The sequence below is a fragment of the Lutibacter flavus genome, from assembly GCF_900188355.1.
In the GTDB taxonomy this organism is placed as follows: domain Bacteria; phylum Bacteroidota; class Bacteroidia; order Flavobacteriales; family Flavobacteriaceae; genus Lutibacter; species Lutibacter flavus.
On the sequence record NZ_FZNX01000001.1, the window covers coordinates 1,160,579 to 1,182,394 of the forward strand.

The 21,816-nt window shown below is 27.9% G+C and carries 19 protein-coding genes; 17 read left to right on the forward strand and 2 right to left on the reverse strand.

All coding sequences use genetic code 11. The features are described from left to right. Window positions 1–2: 2 nt before the first annotated feature. Both CHB63_RS05110 and CHB63_RS05115 read right to left on the reverse strand, forming a co-directional pair. Window positions 3–1,676, reverse strand: a complete 1,674-nt coding sequence (locus CHB63_RS05110) for a sodium:solute symporter (protein WP_089377321.1) — start codon at window positions 1,674–1,676, stop codon at window positions 3–5. 109 nt (window positions 1,677–1,785) lie between these two features. Beyond that, window positions 1,786–4,302 (reverse strand): PIG-L family deacetylase, encoded by a 2,517-nt coding sequence (locus CHB63_RS05115; RefSeq protein ID WP_089377322.1) that lies wholly within the window; start codon window positions 4,300–4,302, stop codon window positions 1,786–1,788. A gap of 317 nt (window positions 4,303–4,619) precedes the next feature. Between CHB63_RS05115 and dnaN the strand changes: the two genes are divergently transcribed. From dnaN to CHB63_RS05210, 17 genes are all read left to right on the forward strand, one after another. Further along, the gene (gene dnaN / locus CHB63_RS05120; RefSeq protein WP_089377323.1) at window positions 4,620–5,738 is read left to right on the forward strand and encodes a DNA polymerase III subunit beta; all 1,119 of its coding nucleotides are present in this window, start codon (window positions 4,620–4,622) and stop codon (window positions 5,736–5,738) included. Between the two features lie 125 nt (window positions 5,739–5,863). Further along, on the forward strand, window positions 5,864–7,030 hold the full coding sequence (gene xerA / locus CHB63_RS05125) for a site-specific tyrosine recombinase/integron integrase (RefSeq protein WP_089377324.1): 1,167 nt from the start codon (window positions 5,864–5,866) through the stop codon (window positions 7,028–7,030). A gap of 224 nt (window positions 7,031–7,254) precedes the next feature. Further along, complete coding sequence (locus CHB63_RS05130; RefSeq protein ID WP_089377325.1) at window positions 7,255–7,848, forward strand: hypothetical protein; 594 nt, start codon at window positions 7,255–7,257, stop codon at window positions 7,846–7,848. A gap of 476 nt (window positions 7,849–8,324) precedes the next feature. Further along, window positions 8,325–8,978: an ATP-binding cassette domain-containing protein gene (locus CHB63_RS05140; protein ID WP_089377327.1), complete on the forward strand. Its 654-nt coding sequence runs from the start codon at window positions 8,325–8,327 to the stop codon at window positions 8,976–8,978. 171 nt (window positions 8,979–9,149) lie between these two features. Further along, entirely contained in the window at window positions 9,150–11,006 is a 1,857-nt protein-coding gene (locus CHB63_RS05145) for an AIPR family protein (protein ID WP_089377328.1), read from the forward strand. Window positions 11,007–11,153: 147 nt separating this feature from the next. Further along, window positions 11,154–11,849 (forward strand): hypothetical protein, encoded by a 696-nt coding sequence (locus CHB63_RS05150; protein WP_141107267.1) that lies wholly within the window; start codon window positions 11,154–11,156, stop codon window positions 11,847–11,849. 174 nt (window positions 11,850–12,023) lie between these two features. Beyond that, window positions 12,024–12,560 (forward strand): hypothetical protein, encoded by a 537-nt coding sequence (locus tag CHB63_RS05155; protein WP_089377330.1) that lies wholly within the window; start codon window positions 12,024–12,026, stop codon window positions 12,558–12,560. A gap of 151 nt (window positions 12,561–12,711) precedes the next feature. Beyond that, window positions 12,712–13,368 (forward strand): hypothetical protein, encoded by a 657-nt coding sequence (locus CHB63_RS05160; RefSeq protein WP_089377331.1) that lies wholly within the window; start codon window positions 12,712–12,714, stop codon window positions 13,366–13,368. Window positions 13,369–13,518: 150 nt separating this feature from the next. Continuing rightward, the gene (locus CHB63_RS05165) at window positions 13,519–13,932 is read left to right on the forward strand and encodes a hypothetical protein (protein WP_089377332.1); all 414 of its coding nucleotides are present in this window, start codon (window positions 13,519–13,521) and stop codon (window positions 13,930–13,932) included. A gap of 218 nt (window positions 13,933–14,150) precedes the next feature. Then, complete coding sequence (locus CHB63_RS05170; RefSeq protein ID WP_089377333.1) at window positions 14,151–14,732, forward strand: hypothetical protein; 582 nt, start codon at window positions 14,151–14,153, stop codon at window positions 14,730–14,732. A 162-nt stretch (window positions 14,733–14,894) separates the two neighbouring features. After that, window positions 14,895–15,242, forward strand: coding sequence for a hypothetical protein (locus tag CHB63_RS05175; protein ID WP_089377334.1), 348 nt, complete (start codon window positions 14,895–14,897; stop codon window positions 15,240–15,242). 201 nt (window positions 15,243–15,443) lie between these two features. After that, entirely contained in the window at window positions 15,444–17,351 is a 1,908-nt protein-coding gene (locus CHB63_RS05180; protein WP_089377335.1) for a YARHG domain-containing protein, read from the forward strand. Between the two features lie 150 nt (window positions 17,352–17,501). Further along, window positions 17,502–18,398, forward strand: coding sequence for a hypothetical protein (locus CHB63_RS05185; protein ID WP_089377336.1), 897 nt, complete (start codon window positions 17,502–17,504; stop codon window positions 18,396–18,398). Between the two features lie 150 nt (window positions 18,399–18,548). Continuing rightward, window positions 18,549–19,070, forward strand: a complete 522-nt coding sequence (locus CHB63_RS05190) for a sigma-70 RNA polymerase sigma factor region 4 domain-containing protein (protein WP_089377337.1) — start codon at window positions 18,549–18,551, stop codon at window positions 19,068–19,070. Window positions 19,071–19,081: 11 nt separating this feature from the next. Then, window positions 19,082–19,453, forward strand: coding sequence for a PH domain-containing protein (locus CHB63_RS05195; RefSeq protein ID WP_089377338.1), 372 nt, complete (start codon window positions 19,082–19,084; stop codon window positions 19,451–19,453). 709 nt (window positions 19,454–20,162) lie between these two features. After that, on the forward strand, window positions 20,163–20,882 hold the full coding sequence (locus CHB63_RS05205; RefSeq protein ID WP_089377340.1) for a hypothetical protein: 720 nt from the start codon (window positions 20,163–20,165) through the stop codon (window positions 20,880–20,882). A 275-nt stretch (window positions 20,883–21,157) separates the two neighbouring features. Then, window positions 21,158–21,808 carry a DUF6090 family protein gene (locus CHB63_RS05210; RefSeq protein WP_176420258.1) on the forward strand — a complete coding sequence of 217 codons (651 nt, stop codon included), beginning with the start codon at window positions 21,158–21,160 and terminating at the stop codon, window positions 21,806–21,808. The last annotated feature ends 8 nt before the right edge of the window (window positions 21,809–21,816 follow it).

The following is a 21,816-nucleotide window of genomic DNA, read 5'->3' on the forward strand; positions in this document are numbered from 1 at the left end:
TATTAATTCTTATTTGTTGAACTCAAAAATTGTAGTAGGATCGCGATTCCCATTACCAAAGCGCAACCAAATAAATTTAACCATAAATAAGGCATCCAATCAAACCACCAGCCAATAATTACAATTACTTGCGTAATTAATGCTGCTATAAAAACTGCATTTCCTTTTACATATTTAATGAAAAATGCCAGTAAAAATATTCCTAAAACATTTCCATAAAAAATGGACCCAATTATATTTACCAGCTGAATTAAATTATCAAATAAATTTGCTACACAAGCTACTGTTATTGCCATTAAACCCCAGGCAAGTGTAAACCATTTTGAAGCATTTACAAAATGTGAATCCGTTTTCTCAACAGTTATATTTCTTTTATATAAATCCATTACTGTAGTGCTCGCCAAGGCATTTAATTCTGAAGCTGTGCTAGACATTGCTGCCGATAATATTACTGCCAGCAACAAGCCAATTAATCCTCTTGGTAAATTATTTAAAATGAAGTGAATAAATACATAATCTTTATCATTTGTTTCAGCATCCACATCTGCTTTTTTAATTATTTCCTTGGCTTCTTCCCTATTTTGTTGCTCTAAGGAATTTAAATGCTGAATTTCTTTTACAAGTACTTCATTATCTAAATCGTTTCCATATTTTAAATTTGCAACCGACTTTAATTTTTCAATTTCTAAATGTTTATTTTCTAAAGTTTTATATTCCTCAGCATATTCAGAATTTTGAACTATTTCTGTAGCCGTAGGATTAAAATTTAATGGAGATGAATTAAATTGATAAAACACAAATACCATTACACCTACCAATAATATAAAAAACTGCATCGGCACTTTTAACAATCCGTTAAAAATTAAGCCTAATTGCATTTCCTTCATAGATTTACCCGACAAATACCGTTGCACCTGACTTTGGTCCGTTCCAAAATAAGAAAGCGCCAAAAAAGTACCACCAATAATTCCGCTCCAAAAAGTATATCTATTGTCTAAATTAAAAGAGAAATCCAACACTTCCATTTTACCACTAGCACCAGCAATTTTTAATGCTTTTGAAAATGAAATATCTGCAGGTAAATAGCTTACAATTAGATAGAATGCTACAAACATTCCACCAAAAATAACAGCCATTTGTTGTTTTTGAGTTACACTAACTGCTTTAGTACCACCCGATACCGTGTAAATAATTACTAAAACACCAATAATAATATTTAGCATTGTTAAATTCCATCCTAAAACAGCCGATAAAATAATAGCAGGTGCAAAAATGGTAATTCCAGCAGCTAAACCACGTTGAATTAAAAATAAAATTGCTGCCAAACTCCGGGTTTTTAAATCGAATCTGGATTCTAAGAATTCATAGGCCGTAAACACTTTTAATCGATGATAAATTGGTATAAAAACCAAACAAATTACCACCATTGCAATTGGCAATCCAAAATAAAATTGCACAAATCCCATTCCGCTATGAAAAGCTTGTCCGGGAGTAGATAAAAATGTGATTGCACTGGCTTGAGTTGCCATAACAGACAGACCAATGGTCCACCATTTTGCTTCGCTTCCACCTTTAATATAATCCGTTACATTTTTGCTGCCTTTTGTTTTATAAGCTCCATAAGAAACAATAAACAATAGGGTTCCTATAAGTATAATCCAATCTAATTGTTCCATAGTTTATGAAAAGGAATTCATTATTAAATAAAACAATATAATATAAACTGCATTTGCAATTAGAACAGCAGAATATTCTTTTTTCCAAACATATTTAGGCTGGTCCATATTAGTTTTTTAAAGGTTTTTCTATATTATTTTTTCCAACTGAAAGCATATTTGCAAACAACTTATAAGCTCCGGAAACTCCTGCAGGCAATTCTCTAAAAAAGCTCAAACCTGTATAAATAAAATTACCTTCACCGTATTTTGCAACCAACAAACTTCCGTTTTTTGGAGCTTCATTTTTATCGTTTATACTTATAATTGGCTCAAAATTAGCATCCCATTCATTTGGAAAATACAACCCTCGTTCTTGTACCCAATTATCAAAATCTGAAGCCAAAATTTTGTTCGGATAATTTAATAATTCATGATTTGGATTGATAATTCTCACTTCAGAATTTTCATCTGTAACTCTATCTCTGGAAAGTTTAATTGGATACGGAGCAACTTCGTCAACTTTTACTCTGTGGCTTGTATTGTACTGCACAATTAATGTACCGCCATTTGCAACGTAATTATGTAAGTGCTTTTGATAAAATTTTGTTCTTTCGTTTGTATTGTAGGCTCTAATTCCTAATACAATAGCATCAAAATTTACAAGTTTAGCAGGTGTAATATCATCCTCGTTCAATTCAACAACTGTATAACCAATTTGACGTAAACTGGTTGGTACAACATCTCCTGCGCCTTGAATATAACCAATAACCTGACCCTTTTTCTCAATATTTAAACGCACTACTTTTGCTTCTGAAGGCATAATTATAGATTGAAAAGGAATGTGATTGTAGTCGATTTCAACCAATTCGTTTGTGTAAGCTTGATCACCAATTTCAACAATTGGAGTAATTAATCCTTCTGATTGATTGTCTGGCGGAAACACTTCAAATTCGAAACTTTGCTCTTCACCTTTTTGATCTAATTTAAAATCGGTAGTTTCTGGTATAACTTTCCAATTTTCAGGTAAGCAAAATGTTAACTTTCCTGCAACATTATTCTTAATTGCTTTTACTTTTATTGCAATTTTTTGAGTATTGTCATTTGAAAAAATAAACACCTTTTCATTAAAAGAAGCAGAAACTTCAGGTAAAATTTCAAAAGGTTTATAAACCTCACCTTTTACAGGATCGTTGTATTTATAAACAACTTCTTTGTTGAATAGAATTGAAGTTCCGTTAAAATCAACATTAAAACTAGCGGATATTGCCCGAGGAGTTTCTGGCCTACTTATTAAATTTGGATCTGTAACGGAATACATTCCCAAACTCCCTTTTTCACTTAACCAATAAGGAAACGTACTATTTATTTCTGAAGGAATTTCAACTGCCAAAGAAAACTGTTGCGATTCATTTTCTTCTAATTTTAGGTCTTTATTTTCAACAATATTTAAAGGATTTATTGTTACATTTTTTAAAGAAACAGGATACTTACTTCTATTAATTGCTTCAATTTTAATGGTATTTTTTGAATTAGGTGTTGTTGATGAATTATTTGCAACTGCTTCTAAATAGATTCCTGCACAGGCTGCAATAATATTTTTTATCTCTTCGGATTTTAGCTTTTTCCAATGCGGATCTTTTAAATTTTGAATTAATTTATAAGCTTCAACCAATTCAGGAATACTTGCTGATGGGTTTTTAAAATCAAACTCCTGTTCAACTTTTGCTAATAATTTGCCAATTGCTTTTCCTCCTTCAACCCGATTCCAAGAAATATCTATTCCATCAAAAACATTTTTATTTTTTGGAAAATCACCTTTTAAAAACTCTAAAAATTCAGTTTGAGAGCCTCTACTTCCCGTACTTCCAAATCCTTGAGATTGATGCTGACTTCTACTTAAGGAAGCAATTTCGCTATTAGACAATCCTTTATGCTTGTAAAAAGTACCAATTTCTAAACTAATTAAATTGGTTTTGTCTGCTTTATCAAAATTCTCCTGACTTCCATAAAACCACCAGGAAGTATTAAAAAACATTCTTTTAGGCTGCCAAAGAGCATCAGTATCTAAATGCGTTTTATAATTTTTATCAGCAGCTAAATCAAAAGCTTCAAAACTTAACATTGCCGATGAAGTATGATGTCCGTGTGTAGAACCCGGAGTTCTATGATTAAATCTGTTAACAATTACATCTGGCTTAAATTTTCTAATAACGGCAACCACATCTTTTAAAACTTCGTCTTTATTCCAAATCTCCAACGTTTCATCCGGATGTTTTGAATATCCAAAATCATTTGCTCTTGTAAAAAATTGCTCACCACCATCAATTCTTCTTGCGGCTAATAATTCTTGTGTTCTAATTACACCTAATAATTCTCTAATTTCTGGTCCTACTAAATTTTGACCTCCATCACCTCTTGTTAAACTTAAATAGCCTGTTCTTGCTTTTACATCATTAGAAAAATAGGAAATCAATCGTGTATTTTCATCATCAGGATGCGCTGCTATATATAATACAGTCCCTAAAAAGTTAAGTTTTTGAATGGATTCATAAATATCTCCGGAAGTTGGTTTTTTAGGAGCTTGAGAAAAGGTTTTTGAAATGCAAAAAAATGATAGGAATAGAATTAGAACTATTTTCTTCATAAAAGTTTAATTAATTAGTAGATAAACAAATATAAAATTTAATTAATACTATTGGCATTTTCTTAAACTATATTAACATAATTATAACTTTTTTAAAACTATCTTTATAACTTGTTATTACTGTATGTTTTAACCCTTTTATTCAACTAATTAACTGTTGATAAATAACTTTTTTAAAACAATTTATTTAGAATATATTTGTAACTTATTCCGTAAAAATAAACATAAATGAAACATGTATGTTAATTTTTTTCTTTTAATAGAAAATTATTTAAAGTAAACAGCATGTCATCTATAAAAAAAATAAAATCAAACACATGAAATTTATAGTATCAAGTAGCCAATTATTAAAGCAACTTCAAGTTTTAGGAGGAGTTATTAACAGTAGTAACACCCTACCTATTTTAGATAATTTCTTATTTGAATTAAATCAAAACGAATTAAAAATTTCTGCTTCAGATTTAGAAACAACAATGAGTACAACCATTGACGTTGAATCAGAATCTGAAGGTTCTGTTGCTATTTCGGCTCGTTTATTATTAGATACCTTAAAAACATTTCCAAATCAGCCATTAACGTTTAAAACTGAAGAGAACAGCACTGTTGAAATTAGTTCTAGCCACGGTAAATATGATATGGCATTTTTTGATGGAAATGAATTTCCAAAAGCAGTTTCTATCCAATCACCTAGCACAACAATTATTCCTGGAAATGTTTTAGCAACCGCTATTTCAAAAACAATATTTGCTGCTGGAAATGATGATTTAAGACCTGTAATGAGTGGTGTGTTTTTTCAATTTAGTACAGATAACTTAACTTTTGTAGCTACAGATGCTCACAAATTGGTAAAATATTCCAGAACAGATGTGGTGGCAAATGACACTGCTGAATTTATTATGCCAAAAAAACCTTTAAACTTATTAAAAGGAATTTTAGGTGGAGCTGATAGTGATGTTACTATTGAATATAACGATGCGAATGCAAAATTTACATTTGATAATGTAGTTTTAATTTGTAGATTAATTGATGGAAAATATCCTAATTACGATGCGGTTATACCAAAAGAGAACCCAAACAAATTAACTGTTGACAGAGGTACTTTTTTAAACTCGGTAAAACGTGTATCTATTTTCTCAAGTAAAACTACACACCAAATTAGATTAAAAATGGCAGGGACAGAATTAAATATTTCTGCTGAAGATATAGATTACTCTAACAAAGCTGAAGAGCGTTTGGTTTGTGAATACCAAGGTGACGATATGCAAATTGGTTTTAACTCTCGTTTTTTAACTGAAATGTTAAGCAACCTAAATTCTAACGAAGTTTTAATTGAAATGAGCTTACCAAACAGAGCTGGAATTTTAACTCCTATTGATGGATTAGAAGATGGTGAATTAATTACAATGTTGGTAATGCCAGTAATGTTAAATAGCTAAGATTTATTAAAATATAACTATTAAAAAACCGCCATTGGCGGTTTTTTTTTGTTTTAAACTCTAATGGTTAAAATTGAGTAGCAACAAACTAATTAATACATTTTTTTAGTTATATTTGACTTGCTATGAAAAAAATAAATACTCCTAAAATTGTGGTTTCTTTAATAAAAGTAATTCACCATAAAAATGAATCTCTTCTTTTAACTTTCAAATACAATGATTCTGTTATAAATCGCCTAAGAGCATTGCAAATCTTTAAATGGAGTAAATCCCGGAAAGGGTGGTATTGTAACTATTCAAACGAAAATATTGAGATTATTAATAAACAACTAAAACCATTTGTAATTTTAAACGTTAATAAAAATAGTTTTAGCCCAGAACACTTAAAATATTATAAGAATCGTGATTTAAGTAATGAAAATAAAATTATAATTCGCTCTTTTGTAACCTACCTTAAAGGGAAACGCTATAGCGAGAGTACTATTAAAACTTATTTTAATTTTGTTTCAGATTTTATCGATTATATTCAACCTAAACCCATCTCAGAATTAACAAATAGAGATGTTGAAAAATTTCTTGAAGACATTTTTGCACCTAGAAAATATAGTATAAGCTCGCAAAGACAATTTATAAGTGCAATTAAATTATTTTCAATTTTTTACGAAAACTGTAAGATTGACAATTTGATTTTATCAAGACCTAAAAAAGATAAAAAATTACCTGCTATTCTCTCACAAATTGAAGTTATTAATATTCTCCAAAATACTTTAAACCTAAAACATAGAGCGGTTTTAGGATTATTATATGCTTCAGGATTGAGAATTGGTGAATTGATTAATCTTGAACTTAAAAATATTGACATTCAACGAAAACAACTACATGTTCAAAATGCAAAAGGTAGAAAAGATAGATATGTTAGTTTAGCAGATAGCTATATTCCACTTTTAATGAATTATTTAAATAGTTACAAACCAGAGAAGTATTTTGTAGAAGGAAAAATAGGAACGAAATATTCAGCAAATAGTGTTAGATCCTTTTTGAAAAAATCTTGTAGACTTGCTGGCATCAAAAAATTAGTTACACCTCATACTTTAAGACATAGTTACGCTACCCATTTATTAGAAAATGGAATAGACTTAAGGTTGATTCAAGAACTTTTAGGACACGCCAGACCAGAAACTACAATGATTTATACTCATGTATCCAAAAAGAGCCTTTTGACTGTTAAAAGTCCTTTAGATTTCGCTGTCAAAAATTATATGGATCAGAATAAAAAAAATCTATTACCCTAGCATCATGAACTTCAAATAATTGAAATTTTATATACAAATAGCTTAAAATGAAACAAATATTACTAAATTTGATACAAACGTTGCTATTGCATTTTTATGAAATAGCATATATATCAAAAAAACAACAATAGTGTTTTTTATCCCGTAAATTTTAGGGGGATAAAAACACTTTTTATTAACATATAACTAGTTGGCAGTAATACGATTAAACTAAATAAAAAACTATGATTGAGAAGTTCTTAAAAGCAAAACATTGGCAATTATTCTTATTGATTTTTGGAATACCTATGATTTTTCAAATAATACTAATGGGATCAATGTTCTCAAACATTGGGAATGAAAAAAATCCTGATCCTTCATTAATGATAGATTATTTTAAACTTTTTCCTATAATAATGATTCTTTTTACAGGAATATTCTTTGGTTGGTTTTGGTCAATTGCAATTGGATTGCAAAGTAAAGTGCCTGAAAATGTAAAAATGAAAGTAAGAAAATTTAAGATACTTTTTTTTATTCCAATTGTATACATCCTTTTCATTTCAATATCTATGAGTGTTACTTTTAGTGGAATGATGGTAAATAACGGAGAGCCTAGCAGAGGATTGATTGGAAGTCTAATTGGAATTATAATTCCACTTCATATATTTTCAATGTTTTGTATTTTCTATTCACTATATTTTGTTGCGAAAACTTTCAAAACCGTAGAACTTCAAAGAGAAGTTAGTTTTTCAGATTTTGCAGGAGAATTTTTTCTTTTGTGGTTTTATTTTATTGGAATTTGGATTATTCAACCAAAGATTAATAAAATGATTGAATAAAAAACTACTGCCAACACCTCATAAAATTTATGCTTACATTTAAACTAAATAACGAACTGACAAACATTCAACTAACGATTTGCTACAACCGAAAAATCTCCGATTTTTCAGTCGCACAAATCTTATAAAAACTCGTTGTAAGCAAGCAGTCTAAAAAAACCTATGAGAATATTTATTTCACTTTTAATATTTTACAAAAAACTGATTATTCCTTCATTTTTGATGGCTCTTTTAAGTGGATTTGCATATAAATATGTCACAATTAGTAATACAGATTCTAACGAAATCTCATTATTTTCTTTTGGTGCAGCTGCGGGAACGTATTTTATTTCTTCATTAGTGTTTCAATTCTTTTTATACGAGATAAAAAACTCTAATGAATATTATTTTTATTTCAACCTTGGCTTGAACAAATATATTTTATGGATTAGCAACTTGATTTTTAGTTTAATCATAACAATTTTAATTCTGACTTTATGAATAAAATGCATGTTGACAGCGTATTAAAAAGTTATGATAATAGACAAATCTTGTCCGATGTTTTTATGTCCTGCACAAAAGGAGAAATAATTGGATTACTCGGCAGAAACGGAATAGGAAAATCAACATTATTAAAGATTATTTTTGGTTCTGTTAGAGCCGATAATAAATTTGTGAAAATTGATAATAAATACATTAAAGGACTCTATGACAATAGAAATTTATTAAATTACCTACCTCAGAATAATTTCCTACCTAATCATGTTAAGATTAAGACAATAATAAAATTGTTTTGTGATAAAAAAAATGCTTCAATTATTATTAATAATCACTTAATAAAACCACTCCTTGATAAAAAAATCAAACAACTATCAGGAGGAGAAAAGAGAATTATTGAGATATTTTTAATCGTTTTATCAAATGCTAAATATATATTGATAGATGAACCATTTAATGGTGTTGCTCCGGTTCACAAGGAGGAAATAAAAAAATTAATAATTGAGCAGTCTGAAAATAAAGGATTTATAATAACAGACCATGATTATCGAAATATTTTAGACATTGCAACAAGAACAGTTCTGATTTATGATGGAGGAACAAAGGAAATTAAGAATAACGAGGAATTAATACAATATGGATACCTTCGTTAATAGAATTAAAAATGCCAGCTTACAACAATGGCTAAAAAAAATTGCTTCATTATGCTAAATAGAAAAATTAAACTAAATTTAAACATCAAAACTAACAGCGGAAAAGTACGATTATTCAATCGCAACTTTTCCTAGCCTAACCCGTTGTAGCCAATTACGAAAAAAAATACTATGAGCATATTTAAAGTCCTAGAAGGCAAAATAACCCAAGAAGTCGAAGATTATTCTGATTTTTTATCAAATTTAAGCGGAGATTCCCTCAAAGGAGCGGAATTTATGTTTTACTCACTAGCTAATATCTTTAAGGATAAAACAATTGATGAAATTGAATCTGGAATGGTTGACAGCTCTTATAAAGGAGAAAAATACGATTTTGGAATTGATGCAATTTACATAACAGGTTCAAAAGATTTTATCGAACAAAAGGAGCAACTTGATCTTTACAATGAAGATACCAAATTTACAATTCATCTTTTTCAATTTAAGAGAGGTACTGGAGTTTCACAAGCTGATTTATTAAAGTTTAACAAAGGTGTTAAAAAAATTTTAGTTGATGAAGATCTTTCTGACACAGACAACTTATTTTTCTATAATAGAATGCTAGCTCTGAATGAAATAAAAACCAAATTATACAATAATTATTCAACAGATAATATCAAAGTGGTTTGCCACATTGTTTTTGGAGGTGTTGAGCAAAATTTGAATTCAAATCCGTTATTAGTTGAAGAGTTAGATTCAATTAAATCTACATTAACAAATGGAGGTTTTACCAATAATGAAATTAGAATAGCTGATTGTCAAAAATTGATAAATGCGAATTCAAAAGGACAAGAGATTATCGATATTATTGAATACGAAAAAACTTTAAAATATATTACAGGAACTGCTGATGTTGATAAATTAAATGGATATATCTGTATTGTGAAAGGAAAAGAAATTGCAGAACTTGTAAGAAAACACCAAACTTCAATTTTTGAGGCTAATATTAGAGATTATTATAAAAGAAGCGACTTAAATAGTAAAATTGCTACTACAAGTTCAAGTACGGATGAAGCTAAATATTTTTGGAGTTTTAACAATGGTCTTACAATGACTTGTAACAAAGTTCAAGAATTACCGAATGATAAATACAGGTTATATAATTTACAAATAGTAAATGGTTGTCAAACATCTAACGCTATTTATTCTGCCCTTAAAAATAAAGAAAGAATTAATGAACTTTTAGAAAAGCAAGATGCAGGAGAAGAATTAAACAAAAAGGAAATTGAAGAAATTAATTCTAAAGAAAAATTGCAATTTAATGATGAAACATCATTGTTAGTCAAAATTGTAGAAACAAATAGTGAAGACTTGATATATAGAATTACAGAAACTACAAACTCTCAAACACCTATAAAAGCATTTTCACTAAAAGCTAATGATAACATTCAACTTCTTATTGAACAATACCTTGAAAGCAAAGGAGTCTGGTACGAAAGAAGACTAAACTTCTATAAAAATAAAGGGAAAAAGAATATTGTAAATATTCAAAAATTATTTCAGCTATTCACTTCTCATATTTTCTTAAAACCTTCACAAGTAAAAACAAGACCAAAATCTATGTTCATAAATTCCTATGAGGATGTTTTTCCACATCCTTCTGTACAAAATATGAACTATGCTCTTTATTTAATTCCAATTAAAACAGATATTTATCTTACAAAAAAAATAAGAGAAATTCAAAGAAACGACTCAATTACAGATGGTTATCAAAGAACCATTCTGTCATATGGAAAATTTCATCTTGGTTGTTTTATTTTAAGTTCTATCTTAAAAAACGAGTATAACCTAAAGGGAATTGTGAAAAATGAAGCTCGAATTCAGTCAGAACTTGAGAATAATATAGATCAACATTTTACAGATGCCTTATTAAATTTTGAGAAAACATTAAAAAGTTTTGTCGGAAACAGAAAGGAATCAATTGTTACTGGAGTTAGGAAAACAGAATTAGATAGTAGAATTACAAAATTCATAAAAAACAGAAAGTAACTGGCTACAACAATGCATATAAAAAATTGCTAATTTCAATAAAATAGAATGTTTCTAAAACATAAAAAACTTAAATTTAAAAATCGGAAAATTTCGTTTTCAAAAACGCAACTTTCCATATTCTAAACCGTTGTGTAACATACCGAAATGAAAAAATTGCTAATAATAAACATTCTGATTTTATCCTTGATTTCTTGTTCGGAGAAACAAAAGAAAGAACCTGAATCTTATATTGAAAATCGAACTTCATTTTTTGATTTACGAAATTCGGATTGGACAAAAAACGATTGGATAAGAAAACCTGAGAACTTAAAAATTATTCACGAAACTTTTAAAAAGTTCGGATATGAAAACTTGGAGAAATTGATTAATAAATATGACAATGAGTTTTTAATTGAAAATATTTATATAAAGAGAAATTTCGATAATTTAATAGATAGTTTAGAATTGTCTTATAAGAATTTGAAAACGGAAAATAAATATTACGTTGAGTTTTGGGAACGCAGAAAAAAGGAAAAAAACGACTCTATAGTTTATGAAATAATACGAGAAATTAAATCCCAAAAAGAGAATAATGAGAAATTAATTTGTGATAATAGATTTGTAAATGACACTTTATTTGATTTACTAAAAATTGAGTTTTATGATAAAGATTTGAATAATGAAAAAGCAGAAAAAGATTTTGAGAAATTAAAAAATTATGGATTTCATCAATCAGCTTACAACTTACTTTATGAAAGACATGAATACTCTGAATTGAAACTTGACAGGGATAAAATGAAAACTGATTTGACTAAATCAAGTGAATTTATTAATCCTTGGTTTCAAGACAATACGAAGTAAGGTACGTTACACAACAACTCATAAAATTTATGCTTACATTTAAACTAAATAACAAACCGACAAACATTCAACTAACAATTTGCTACGTCCGAAAAATCTCCGATTTCTCAGTCGCACAAATCTTATAAAAATCCGTTAGGGTACATTATCTCACAAGAAAAATTAAGAAAAAGAATGAACAAAAAGTTATTTAAATATGTTTTGATTATTTCAATCTTTAATATTTTATTTTTCACTTCGAGTTGTAACGAAAAAAAGACTGATTTAAAGAACAAAGGAGTTGAACATTCAGAACTTATGACAGATTTTGGAATGATTAAACCTGATGGAGAATATATAGAATTATTTCTTACAAAAAATAAAATCTATGAATTCAATGATTTTATGGGACTCATCCAGCCACACGAATATAAATACCTGAATGATTCATTGATACAATTTAGATATGGCAATTATGCCGAGAATAAATATTATAATGTAAATATTGAGCAATTAGATGATGGGACAATAAAATGTACTCATATTATACCAAAAGAATTTGTGAGTGACAATCCTGAGAAAACAACAAATATTGAGTTTCTCTTTCCAATTGACAAAGATGAAACTACAATAAGTGATTATTTTGACATTGATACAGGAAAAATTGATAAGAAAATTCATTCAGAATTGCATCAACATTTTAGAGTACGAGAAAGAAAAAACGTACCCTAACACCTCATAAAATTTATGCTTATATTTGAACTAGTACAAGCCGATGAACATCCAAACAAATGATTTGCTACGGCAGAAAAATCTCCGATTTTCCAGTCGCACAAATCTTATAACAAACCGTTGTGCGTCATACCCAAACTGTACTCAACAAATGAAAACAAACTTTATAATTATTTCACTTTTATTCTTAATCGGAATTTCTTGTAAAACGAATGAGAAAAAAGATAATTCTGAGAACAGAATAAAAATTGAGTGGGTTGAAAATCTAAATGGAGATTTCTCTTTTAGCGAAAAATGGAGTTATGGAGATGGTATTTATAGAAATCAAAATGGAGAATTAAGGTTAGATTCTGGAATGGTTCCTGAAGAAATTGCGGAGACTATAACAAGAAAGTATGACGAAAACAATAGAATATATAAAGACTCATTAACTGAATACTATAAAATTGTTGATACAACACATATATTTCACTCAATAAAATCAAATGGGAATTATTACCATATGGAATTTAAAAAAATGGGGAATGGTGAAATTAAAGGAGAAACAATAAATAATATTTCAGGATATAGTCATTTACACATTAAATTAAAAAATGATTATTGTTACGCTTGGATTGAATATAATAGTGTTTCTGACGAAGGAAATCATATTTTTAATTTGAAAAACGGTCGAATTTTAATTGACAAATCATTGTTTAAAAAAGGAATAATAAAAACTGAATTTGACTTTGATTTTAAAAATACTTTAGATTTGAATGAAAAATGGTCTAGAAAAGGAAAAATATACAGTTACATTAAAACGGAATAAAGTACGAACGCACAACACCGTGTATAATTAATGGCTAGTTCTAGCATACTTACGAAAATCCTCGCGGATTTTCTATTCGGTTTTTATTTGCTAAATTAGGTGCTTAAACACGCCACTAATCATACACAATACCGTTACTTAAAATTGCGGATGAAAATCCAGATTGAAAAAAAAATGCTAAAATCGATTGTAAAATATTGCTTATTAATGACAATTCTAATTTCTTATTTGAGTTGTGCTGAAAAACCTAGTATCTGCGAAAATTATAAAACTCCAAAGAAAATAAAATTAAAAACTTTAGTAAATCGAGGTGAATATAGGGTTGTGAATATCAATCAAAAAGATATTATTGATTTCTTTAGTAATGAGATTTGCCAAACTGAACCTGTTTATATAATCGGAACAAATGGAGAAATTTGGAATATATCGATATATATTGATAAGGAATTAAAAATGACTCTTGCTAAATCGGTTAGTGGAACGTATTATTTCAGAGATAAAAACGGAAAGTATAAGAATAATAAATTAGCTATAAAATTGGCTGAATTAATAGATAAAGAATAAATAACGGATTTGAGCAATGAAACCGTCTGAATTTAACCTAATTTGAGATGATTAAAGAGTAGAACGAAAAACAACTTTAAGTAACAACTCATAAAATTTATGCTTACATTTAAACTAAATAACGAACCGACAAACATTTCAACAAACCGATTTGCTACGTCCGAAAAATCTCCGATTTTCCAGTCGCACAAATCATATAAAAGCCCGTTGCCAACAATATGAAAAAACGCAGAAATAACAACAAACGAAGTCGATTTTCGATTTTATTTCCAATTTTGACAATACTCGGAATTGGAATTATTGCTGCGTTGACTTCTGGCTACGAAAAAAGTTGGACGTTTAATTGGAACGGAATTCAAAGCAACGTAAAAGATTCAATTAGTATTTATGAATATCAATCAATTTCGAGCGGAATTGGTGGAAATGGACGAGCAATGCCTGAAGAAATAGAAAGTAGAAAATGGATTATGGAAAATGCTACGGAATCTGAACTTCTAAAACTTACGGAATTTCCAAACGGAAATATTAAAGCAATTGCATACGAAGGACTATTAAGAAAAAAGAATTTTGAGAATAAAACGGAATTGATTTCAAATGCGATTAATGATACAATCTATTCTGTTTACTATCAATCTGGTTGTTTAGGAGATAAATTGGAAATTGGAGAATATTTGGTTCAAAATGTTTTAATGATTGACGACCGAATTCCACCTTTTCGACCTGAATTAATAACTGATTTTGAACTTTCGGAATTGGAAAAACAAAAAATTCTGACTGAATTTCATAATCGGAAAAAATAAAATACTGTTGGCAACAACATATATAATTTATTGCTAGTTTTAGCCTACTTACGAAAATCCTCGCGGATTTTCTAGTTGGTTTTTATTTACTAAATTCAGTGCTTAAAACACGCAACAAACCATATATAAAACCGTTAGCTCTAATTATGAAAACTGCCACAAATGAAATTTAGAATTTTGACATTAATACTTATTATTCTTACAAGTTGTATAAATGAAACTAAATTTGACTCCGAAGTTTGGAATAAAAAAGGAGTCGATTGGCAGGTTACGGATTTTAGAGAGAAAATGGTTGCAGATTTGATTAAAAGTGACACTTTAATCGGACTAAATAAGATAGAACTATTTGAATTAATTGGAAAACCTGGAAGAGAATTTGATAATAAACTTGAGTATTTAGTTAGAGAAAAATACGAGTGGAATGTTGACCCAGAATACATCAAATATTTATGGGTAGATTTAGACAAAAATGGAATTGTAACTAATTGTTATTTAGAAAAAACAAGATAACTAGAGCTAACACCTCATAAAATTTATGCTTACTTTTAAACAAAATTACGAACCGACAAACATCCAACTAACGATTTGCTACGTCCGAAAAATCTCCGATTTTCCAGTCGCACAAATCTTATAAAAACTCGTTGGCAAATATTGTACGAAAATCCTCAAATAATAAAATTTAAGAATTTGAATTATAAAAAATTATTAATTATGAAAAATGCAATTATGAAAAATTCAACATTAATATTACTATTTTTTTGTTCCTTAATTTCCTGTAATAGTGTGAAAAAAGAAGCTATTAAAATTGATTTTAACGATGAAATTAAAATCAATGACATTTTAGAATTACCAAAATATAAAAAACTATTTATTGATGAGGATTATAAAGAATACATTAATGATAAATGGGAATTTAAAATGGGCTTAATTTCAAAATATCCGGATGCCATTGAATCTCAGGCTCTAGCATCTCTTAATGCAGATAATAATGAAGATTTAGAAGGGTTAAAATCAATTGCTAGTACAGCATATTCATTCACAAAGACTGGGAAAAATTTACTTTTTGGACTTTACGAGCTTAATTCTCTTGATAAAACAAAAAATAAATTATATGAAACATTTTCTAATACTAAAATATCTTTAGCAAATAATTTTGAGGTGAATACTTTTGATTTTTTAGATAGTAATTGTGTTTTTCCACAAAATCACAAGGTCAAATTTGAAAATAGGCTCCAGAATTATAAATCATTGAGTCTAATTATAAAAAGGGATGAACAATTAACAGATGATTTAGAAGATTTAGGAGATGATGTTGATGATTTATTTATGTATAGTTTTGATTTGAAAACAAAAATATTACTTAATAACATCCTAAAGAAAGATGCAACCATACCATTAATTTCAAAGCATGGAATTGAAATTTTAAATTCTGATGAGGTCCACGAAACATTAACTAGCTCCTCTTATTTAAATAGATATTTTAAATTACTAAAAAAAGTTGTTTCTAAGCTTAATAACATGACATTTCAGATTCCTATTGAGGACTGGAATGAAGACAAGAAAAACGATTATAATTTTATTATTAATGATGTAAAAGTGAGGATTAAAAATGATTTATCAAACTTTTCATCTTTATTATCACCTAAAGGTTTAACAAATTTGGAAAATAATACCAAAAACATTGTTGATAGTAATAGTAATGATGTAGTTAAAGAGGTGAAAACTTATTTTGAAAATGGGCAATTAGAGTCCATATCTTATAAAAAAAACGGAAAACTTAATGGAGAATTTAAAACATATTTAGAGAATGGACAAATTGAATTAGCTGGTTCTTATAAAAACGGAAAAGTCAATGGAGAGGTGAAAAAGTATAATAAAAGTGGTCAACTGGAGTCAGTGTCAGAATATTCAGAAGGCGTTTTATATATTATTAAAAGTTTTCATGAAAATGGAAAATTAAAGACTTCTGGTAATATTGTTGGAAATAATAAAATTGGTGAATGGAGTGTTTTTTATGAAAATGGGCAATTAGTAACTTCTGGAAAATATGAAGAGGGGAAAAAAGTTGGTAATTGGAAAAGATATTATGAGAATGGTGAATTGGAAGAATTTGGAAAATATGAAAAAGATGAACAAGTTGGTCATTGGAAGTTTTATCATAAAAATGGAAAATTATCAGCAAATGGAGAGTTTCTAAATAATGTCAAGCACGGAGAGTGGAGATATTTTTATGACAATGGAGAAATTAAAATGGAAGCTTTTTATGAAAATGGAAAACTTAATGGAGAAACGAAAGAATATTTTGAAAATGAACAAATATCATCAAGTGGAGAAATGTCAAAAGGGAAAAAAGAAATAGAATCAAAACAAAAATACCCTCAAGCATCCAAAAGGTTATTAACATTGAATGATTTAGAAGATATGCCTAGTGAGGAACTTAAAATAATGAGAAATGAAATTTTTGCTCGATATGGACATAGTTTTAGTAAAGGAGGAGCTATGGAAAGTTATTTCAAAAACCAAAGTTGGTATACTTCAAAAAATTTGGATGCGACTAATTTACTAACTGAAATAGAGAAAAAAAACATAAAACTAATTAAAACTATGGAACAACATTAGCCAACAATTGGTATAAAAAATTGCTAATTTCAATTAAAAAGGATGTTTCTAAAATATAAAAAACTTAAATTTAAACATCGGAAAATTACGTTTTCAAAAACGCACTTTTTGATACCTTAACCCGTTGTAGCTAATTTAAAACGAAAATAATTGAGTAATACTATTAAAATAATAATTAGCCGATATAGTGCTAAAAAACAACTTAACAAACAAATTAAAAAAGGTTTTGAAATTCTCAATTCAACTTCAAAGAGTTTTATTGAGCTTAAAAAAGATAGAAATATTTGGAAAAATTACTCTTCTAAATTATTAAAGAAAATCTTCAGTAACCGAACTATTTGTAATGAATTTTTAATGGTAAATTTATATAAATCGGAACCTGAAAATATCATTGAATTTAAAACATTTCTTAAAAAGGAAATTAACAAACTTGAAAATATTGTTGAACAATTAAATCTTTATGAAAGTCAACTAAAACTAAAAACAAAAGTTGGAAACTTATTGAAAAACCAATATGTTGCTGGTTCTATATTTTTAATATTATCGTTTTTTTTAAGTAACGGATTTGGCTTATTCCCAAAGGAAGAAAAAAATGAAAATATAATTGCCTTTAATAAACCGTTTTTTGATATTGAATATTATAAAATTAAAATAAAAAATAAAGGATATCAAACATTTGACACCTTGAATGTTAATGTGAAATATCAAGGGTCTAAAATTATTCTAAATCGAGAATTTGAATTAGTTGAATATAACTTTAATGATAAATACAATTTCCATCTAGGAGATAATAATGAGTATGAACCAAAATTAGAATTGACTGAAACTATAATTTCAAATCTTATTCTTGATTCAATTAATAAGAGTCAGAACATATTATTACAATTAAAGAAACAAACTATATTTGACGGATTTAATGAAGCTTATTTTGAAAAAACCGATAAGAAAGAAATTGGTAACTTAAAATTTAAGTTTTCATATAAATATTTAGACTCTACGATTATTGATACAATTAGAACTAAAATTTATTTAATTAAAAAAAACTAGCTACAACAATGTATAACCAAAATTGTTGCATTTAGTAAAATAGAATAATTCTAAACCTTAAAAAGGTTAAATTTATAAACGAAAAATTGCAATAACCAAAACACATCTTTGGTTATACTAACCCGTTAGGCGTAATTTAAAAAAAACAATATGGAAAAATGTAAATGGTGCGGAAAACCTTATAAAGATGGACTATTTTCTAGTGGTTTCTGTTCTAAAAAATGTGAAATAGAAGGTGGTGATAGTGGTGTAAAGAAAAGGTCTCCATTTTTCGGGATTATAGTAATAATAATTATAGGAATCTACATTATTTTTTTTAAAAATAATTCTGAAAGTGAACAAGTTCTGAAGGAAAATCCAGTAGAGGAAAATTATACATTACCAGAAGGAAATTCGAATGCGACAAATAGAGAAACAAAAATTTATACGGAAAGCTCAAAAGAGCAAGTAGATAATAATTCACAAAATGAAAAGTCACAAGTAAATTCATCAATTGAATCTTCAAACGATAGTACTATCAATCAAGAATTAAATGAAAGTAGTGAGGCAACTGAAAATCAAGAAGAAATTGTAATTAATTTATTGAAAAATGGAAAAAGCGTTAAGGAAATTGCCAATTTAACTGGCTTATCGCGACACGAAGTAAGAGTAATAAAGAGAAAAATAAAGTAATTATTTTATTAATGGGTTCATATGTAAATAACAACTTAATTAGGGGTGAAAACGTGAAATACGAGGCTACTTACCATTGGATTATATTTTGGAATTTAAGAGCTTTATTAACTCTCTTTATCGCACCACTAATCGACCAATGGACTGATGAGTTTGTAATCACAAACAAAAGAATTATAATGAAAACTGGTTTAATAGCACGAAGAACAGTTGAAATGAATTTGAGCAAAATTGAAACGGTAAATGTTGACCAAAGTATTTTAGGTAGAATTCTTGGTTACGGAAATATTATAATTGTAGGAACAGGAGGTACAAGAGAATGGTTTCCAAAAATTAAAAGTCCTGTAAAATTTAGAAGAACATTTCAAGAACTTTGTAATTAAAAAACTACGCCTAACACCTCATATAATTTATGCTTAAATTTGAACTAGTTCAAACGACAAACATTCAACAAGCAATTTGCTACCACCGAAAAATCTCCGATTTTCCAGTCGCACAAATCTTATAAAAACTCGTTGTAAAACATATAAATTGAGAACTGACAATAAAATACTGAAATTCAAAAAAAAGGTAATAATACTATTTATTGACTATTTTATTTTTGTAGCATTCTCTCAAATAATTTACGAATTGATATGTTTGATTCTTGATAAAGAAAGGTTTTACCCTTGGTATTTTAGACTCTTTTCTTTCTTCCTTTATTATTCTATGAGTGAATTGAAATTTAATAAAACATTCGGTATGTTATTATTCAAAGTTGAGTTAGACAATCCGAATCAACATAAACTGAATTTAAAATTCATTATTTATTCCTTAACATCAATTCTAGATAGAACTATATTATTACCGATTCATATGCTTATTGCAATTCTGAATTATGAAAACCTATTTCTATGTGAAAAACTGAGTGGAATAAAATGGAAAAATATTAAACTGAATAAAAATACGTTTTACAACAACGTACAAACTTAATTGCTGGGTTTTAGCACACTTACGAAAATCCTCACGGATTTTCTTGGTCAGTAATTATTTACTGAATTTATAGCTTAAACACGCAACTAAAGCTTGTACAAAACCGTTACAAAACATTGCATGAAAAACATATTCCTGATAATTTCAATATTATCCATTACTAATATTAATGCTCAAAAAACTTATGAGTTTGATTATGTTATAGAATATAAACTTAATATCTATAAAGATTCTATTAAAATTAAAAATCATCATTACTATAAGAATGATAAAGAAGTTCCTATATACTATCTGACTAATTCTAATGATAATGATTATTTAGCAATCATAACTGAAAAAGATAGTTTGAACTATAGGTTAAGATTTACAGATTATAATGGAATTTATTCAGATGTGATTTTTTTAAAAACTGGGTTTAATAACGCTGAATTTATAAACATAAAGTGCGAAAATGTAATTAGATTTATTAATCCTTATAAATTTAGAACTAAATATTATGATTTCATTACTACATCAGATACTATTATTAATGAAAAATCATATGCGACTTATAAACTGAAACCGATTAAACCAAAGATAACCAAAAGAAAAAAACTTGGAACAAATTATTATATAATAGATAAATCAACTGAATTTCATCTACCGATTCTAAGTTACTCTGCTGTTTATGAAGAATGGAAACTTAAGAAAAATTTGCCTAATGGAATTTTTGATGAAAGATTTAATATTGATTTTTATGGGAATTTACGTTCAAAACAAAAACTAATTAAATATCAAAAAACCGATAAGAAAATTATTATACAAAATGAGTGTGACTATACTAAAAAGAAATATCGCTAAGAAAAACGTTTTGTAACACCTCATAAAATTTATGCTTACTTTTAAACTAAATAATAAACTGACAAACATTCAACTAACGATTTGCTACAACCGAAAAATCTCCGATTTTCCAGTCGCACAAATTTTATAAAATCCCGTTGTGCTTCATTATAAGAAACCGCTAACCAATGATAAAATTCTTTAGAAAAATTAGACAAAGATTGCTAACTGAAAATAAATTCAGCAAGTATCTGATTTACGCAATTGGTGAAATTGTTCTTGTGGTAATTGGAATTTTGATAGCACTACAGATAAATAATTGGAATGAGAGTTCAAAACAAAGAATCGAAGAAGTTAGGCTATTGGAAAAAGTATCGATTGATCTAGTTAGTGATATTAATCAATTAAAAGAGCATATTCGTAATGCTACGGTTAGGCAAACAATAGTTGATAGCATATTTACATTTTTACACAAAGACCCCAATTCAGATCCAATGAAGTTTCTGAACTATAACTTCTTTGCTATTTCCACAGAAAATCATTTTGAAGTAAACAGTGGTACTTTTGACGAAAGCCAATCTGCTGGTTCCATAAAATTCATCCAAAATGATTCGTTAAGAGAGCAGATCTTTAACTATTACAGAAATACTAAACGGAATTATGACGATGAAAACACAGTTCAATCCCTTTACAGAGATATTTTCCCAATAATGTTTAAAAAAATAATAGCCACTAAAGAATATATTTTTATGCATAATGGTACAATATCTAACTTGCCTGAATTAGATATTGCAGCTTTAAGTAGAGATCAGGATTATATGGCTATTTTATTACAAAAAGAAATTTCCGAAGAGTATCAAATAAAAAGCTGGAAGTCATTTTTACAAAATGCTGAATCATTAGTACAACAAATTCAATCAAATCAAAATGAAAAAGATTCGCAATAAATTCTTGT

Excerpts from the sequence above, each read along its gene's own strand:
- CHB63_RS05110 (WP_089377321.1), bottom strand. The coding sequence starts at position 1,676 with ATGGAACAATTAGATTGGATTATACTTATAGGAACCCTATTGTTTATT.
- CHB63_RS05115 (WP_089377322.1), bottom strand. The coding sequence starts at position 4,302 with ATGAAGAAAATAGTTCTAATTCTATTCCTATCATTTTTTTGCATTTCA.
- dnaN (WP_089377323.1), top strand. The coding sequence starts at position 4,620 with ATGAAATTTATAGTATCAAGTAGCCAATTATTAAAGCAACTTCAAGTT.
- xerA (WP_089377324.1), top strand. The coding sequence starts at position 5,864 with ATGAAAAAAATAAATACTCCTAAAATTGTGGTTTCTTTAATAAAAGTA.
- CHB63_RS05130 (WP_089377325.1), top strand. The coding sequence starts at position 7,255 with ATGATTGAGAAGTTCTTAAAAGCAAAACATTGGCAATTATTCTTATTG.
- CHB63_RS05140 (WP_089377327.1), top strand. The coding sequence starts at position 8,325 with ATGAATAAAATGCATGTTGACAGCGTATTAAAAAGTTATGATAATAGA.
- CHB63_RS05145 (WP_089377328.1), top strand. The coding sequence starts at position 9,150 with ATGAGCATATTTAAAGTCCTAGAAGGCAAAATAACCCAAGAAGTCGAA.
- CHB63_RS05150 (WP_141107267.1), top strand. The coding sequence starts at position 11,154 with ATGAAAAAATTGCTAATAATAAACATTCTGATTTTATCCTTGATTTCT.
- CHB63_RS05155 (WP_089377330.1), top strand. The coding sequence starts at position 12,024 with ATGAACAAAAAGTTATTTAAATATGTTTTGATTATTTCAATCTTTAAT.
- CHB63_RS05160 (WP_089377331.1), top strand. The coding sequence starts at position 12,712 with ATGAAAACAAACTTTATAATTATTTCACTTTTATTCTTAATCGGAATT.
- CHB63_RS05165 (WP_089377332.1), top strand. The coding sequence starts at position 13,519 with ATGAAAATCCAGATTGAAAAAAAAATGCTAAAATCGATTGTAAAATAT.
- CHB63_RS05170 (WP_089377333.1), top strand. The coding sequence starts at position 14,151 with ATGAAAAAACGCAGAAATAACAACAAACGAAGTCGATTTTCGATTTTA.
- CHB63_RS05175 (WP_089377334.1), top strand. The coding sequence starts at position 14,895 with ATGAAATTTAGAATTTTGACATTAATACTTATTATTCTTACAAGTTGT.
- CHB63_RS05180 (WP_089377335.1), top strand. The coding sequence starts at position 15,444 with ATGAAAAATGCAATTATGAAAAATTCAACATTAATATTACTATTTTTT.
- CHB63_RS05190 (WP_089377337.1), top strand. The coding sequence starts at position 18,549 with ATGGAAAAATGTAAATGGTGCGGAAAACCTTATAAAGATGGACTATTT.
- CHB63_RS05195 (WP_089377338.1), top strand. The coding sequence starts at position 19,082 with ATGGGTTCATATGTAAATAACAACTTAATTAGGGGTGAAAACGTGAAA.
- CHB63_RS05205 (WP_089377340.1), top strand. The coding sequence starts at position 20,163 with ATGAAAAACATATTCCTGATAATTTCAATATTATCCATTACTAATATT.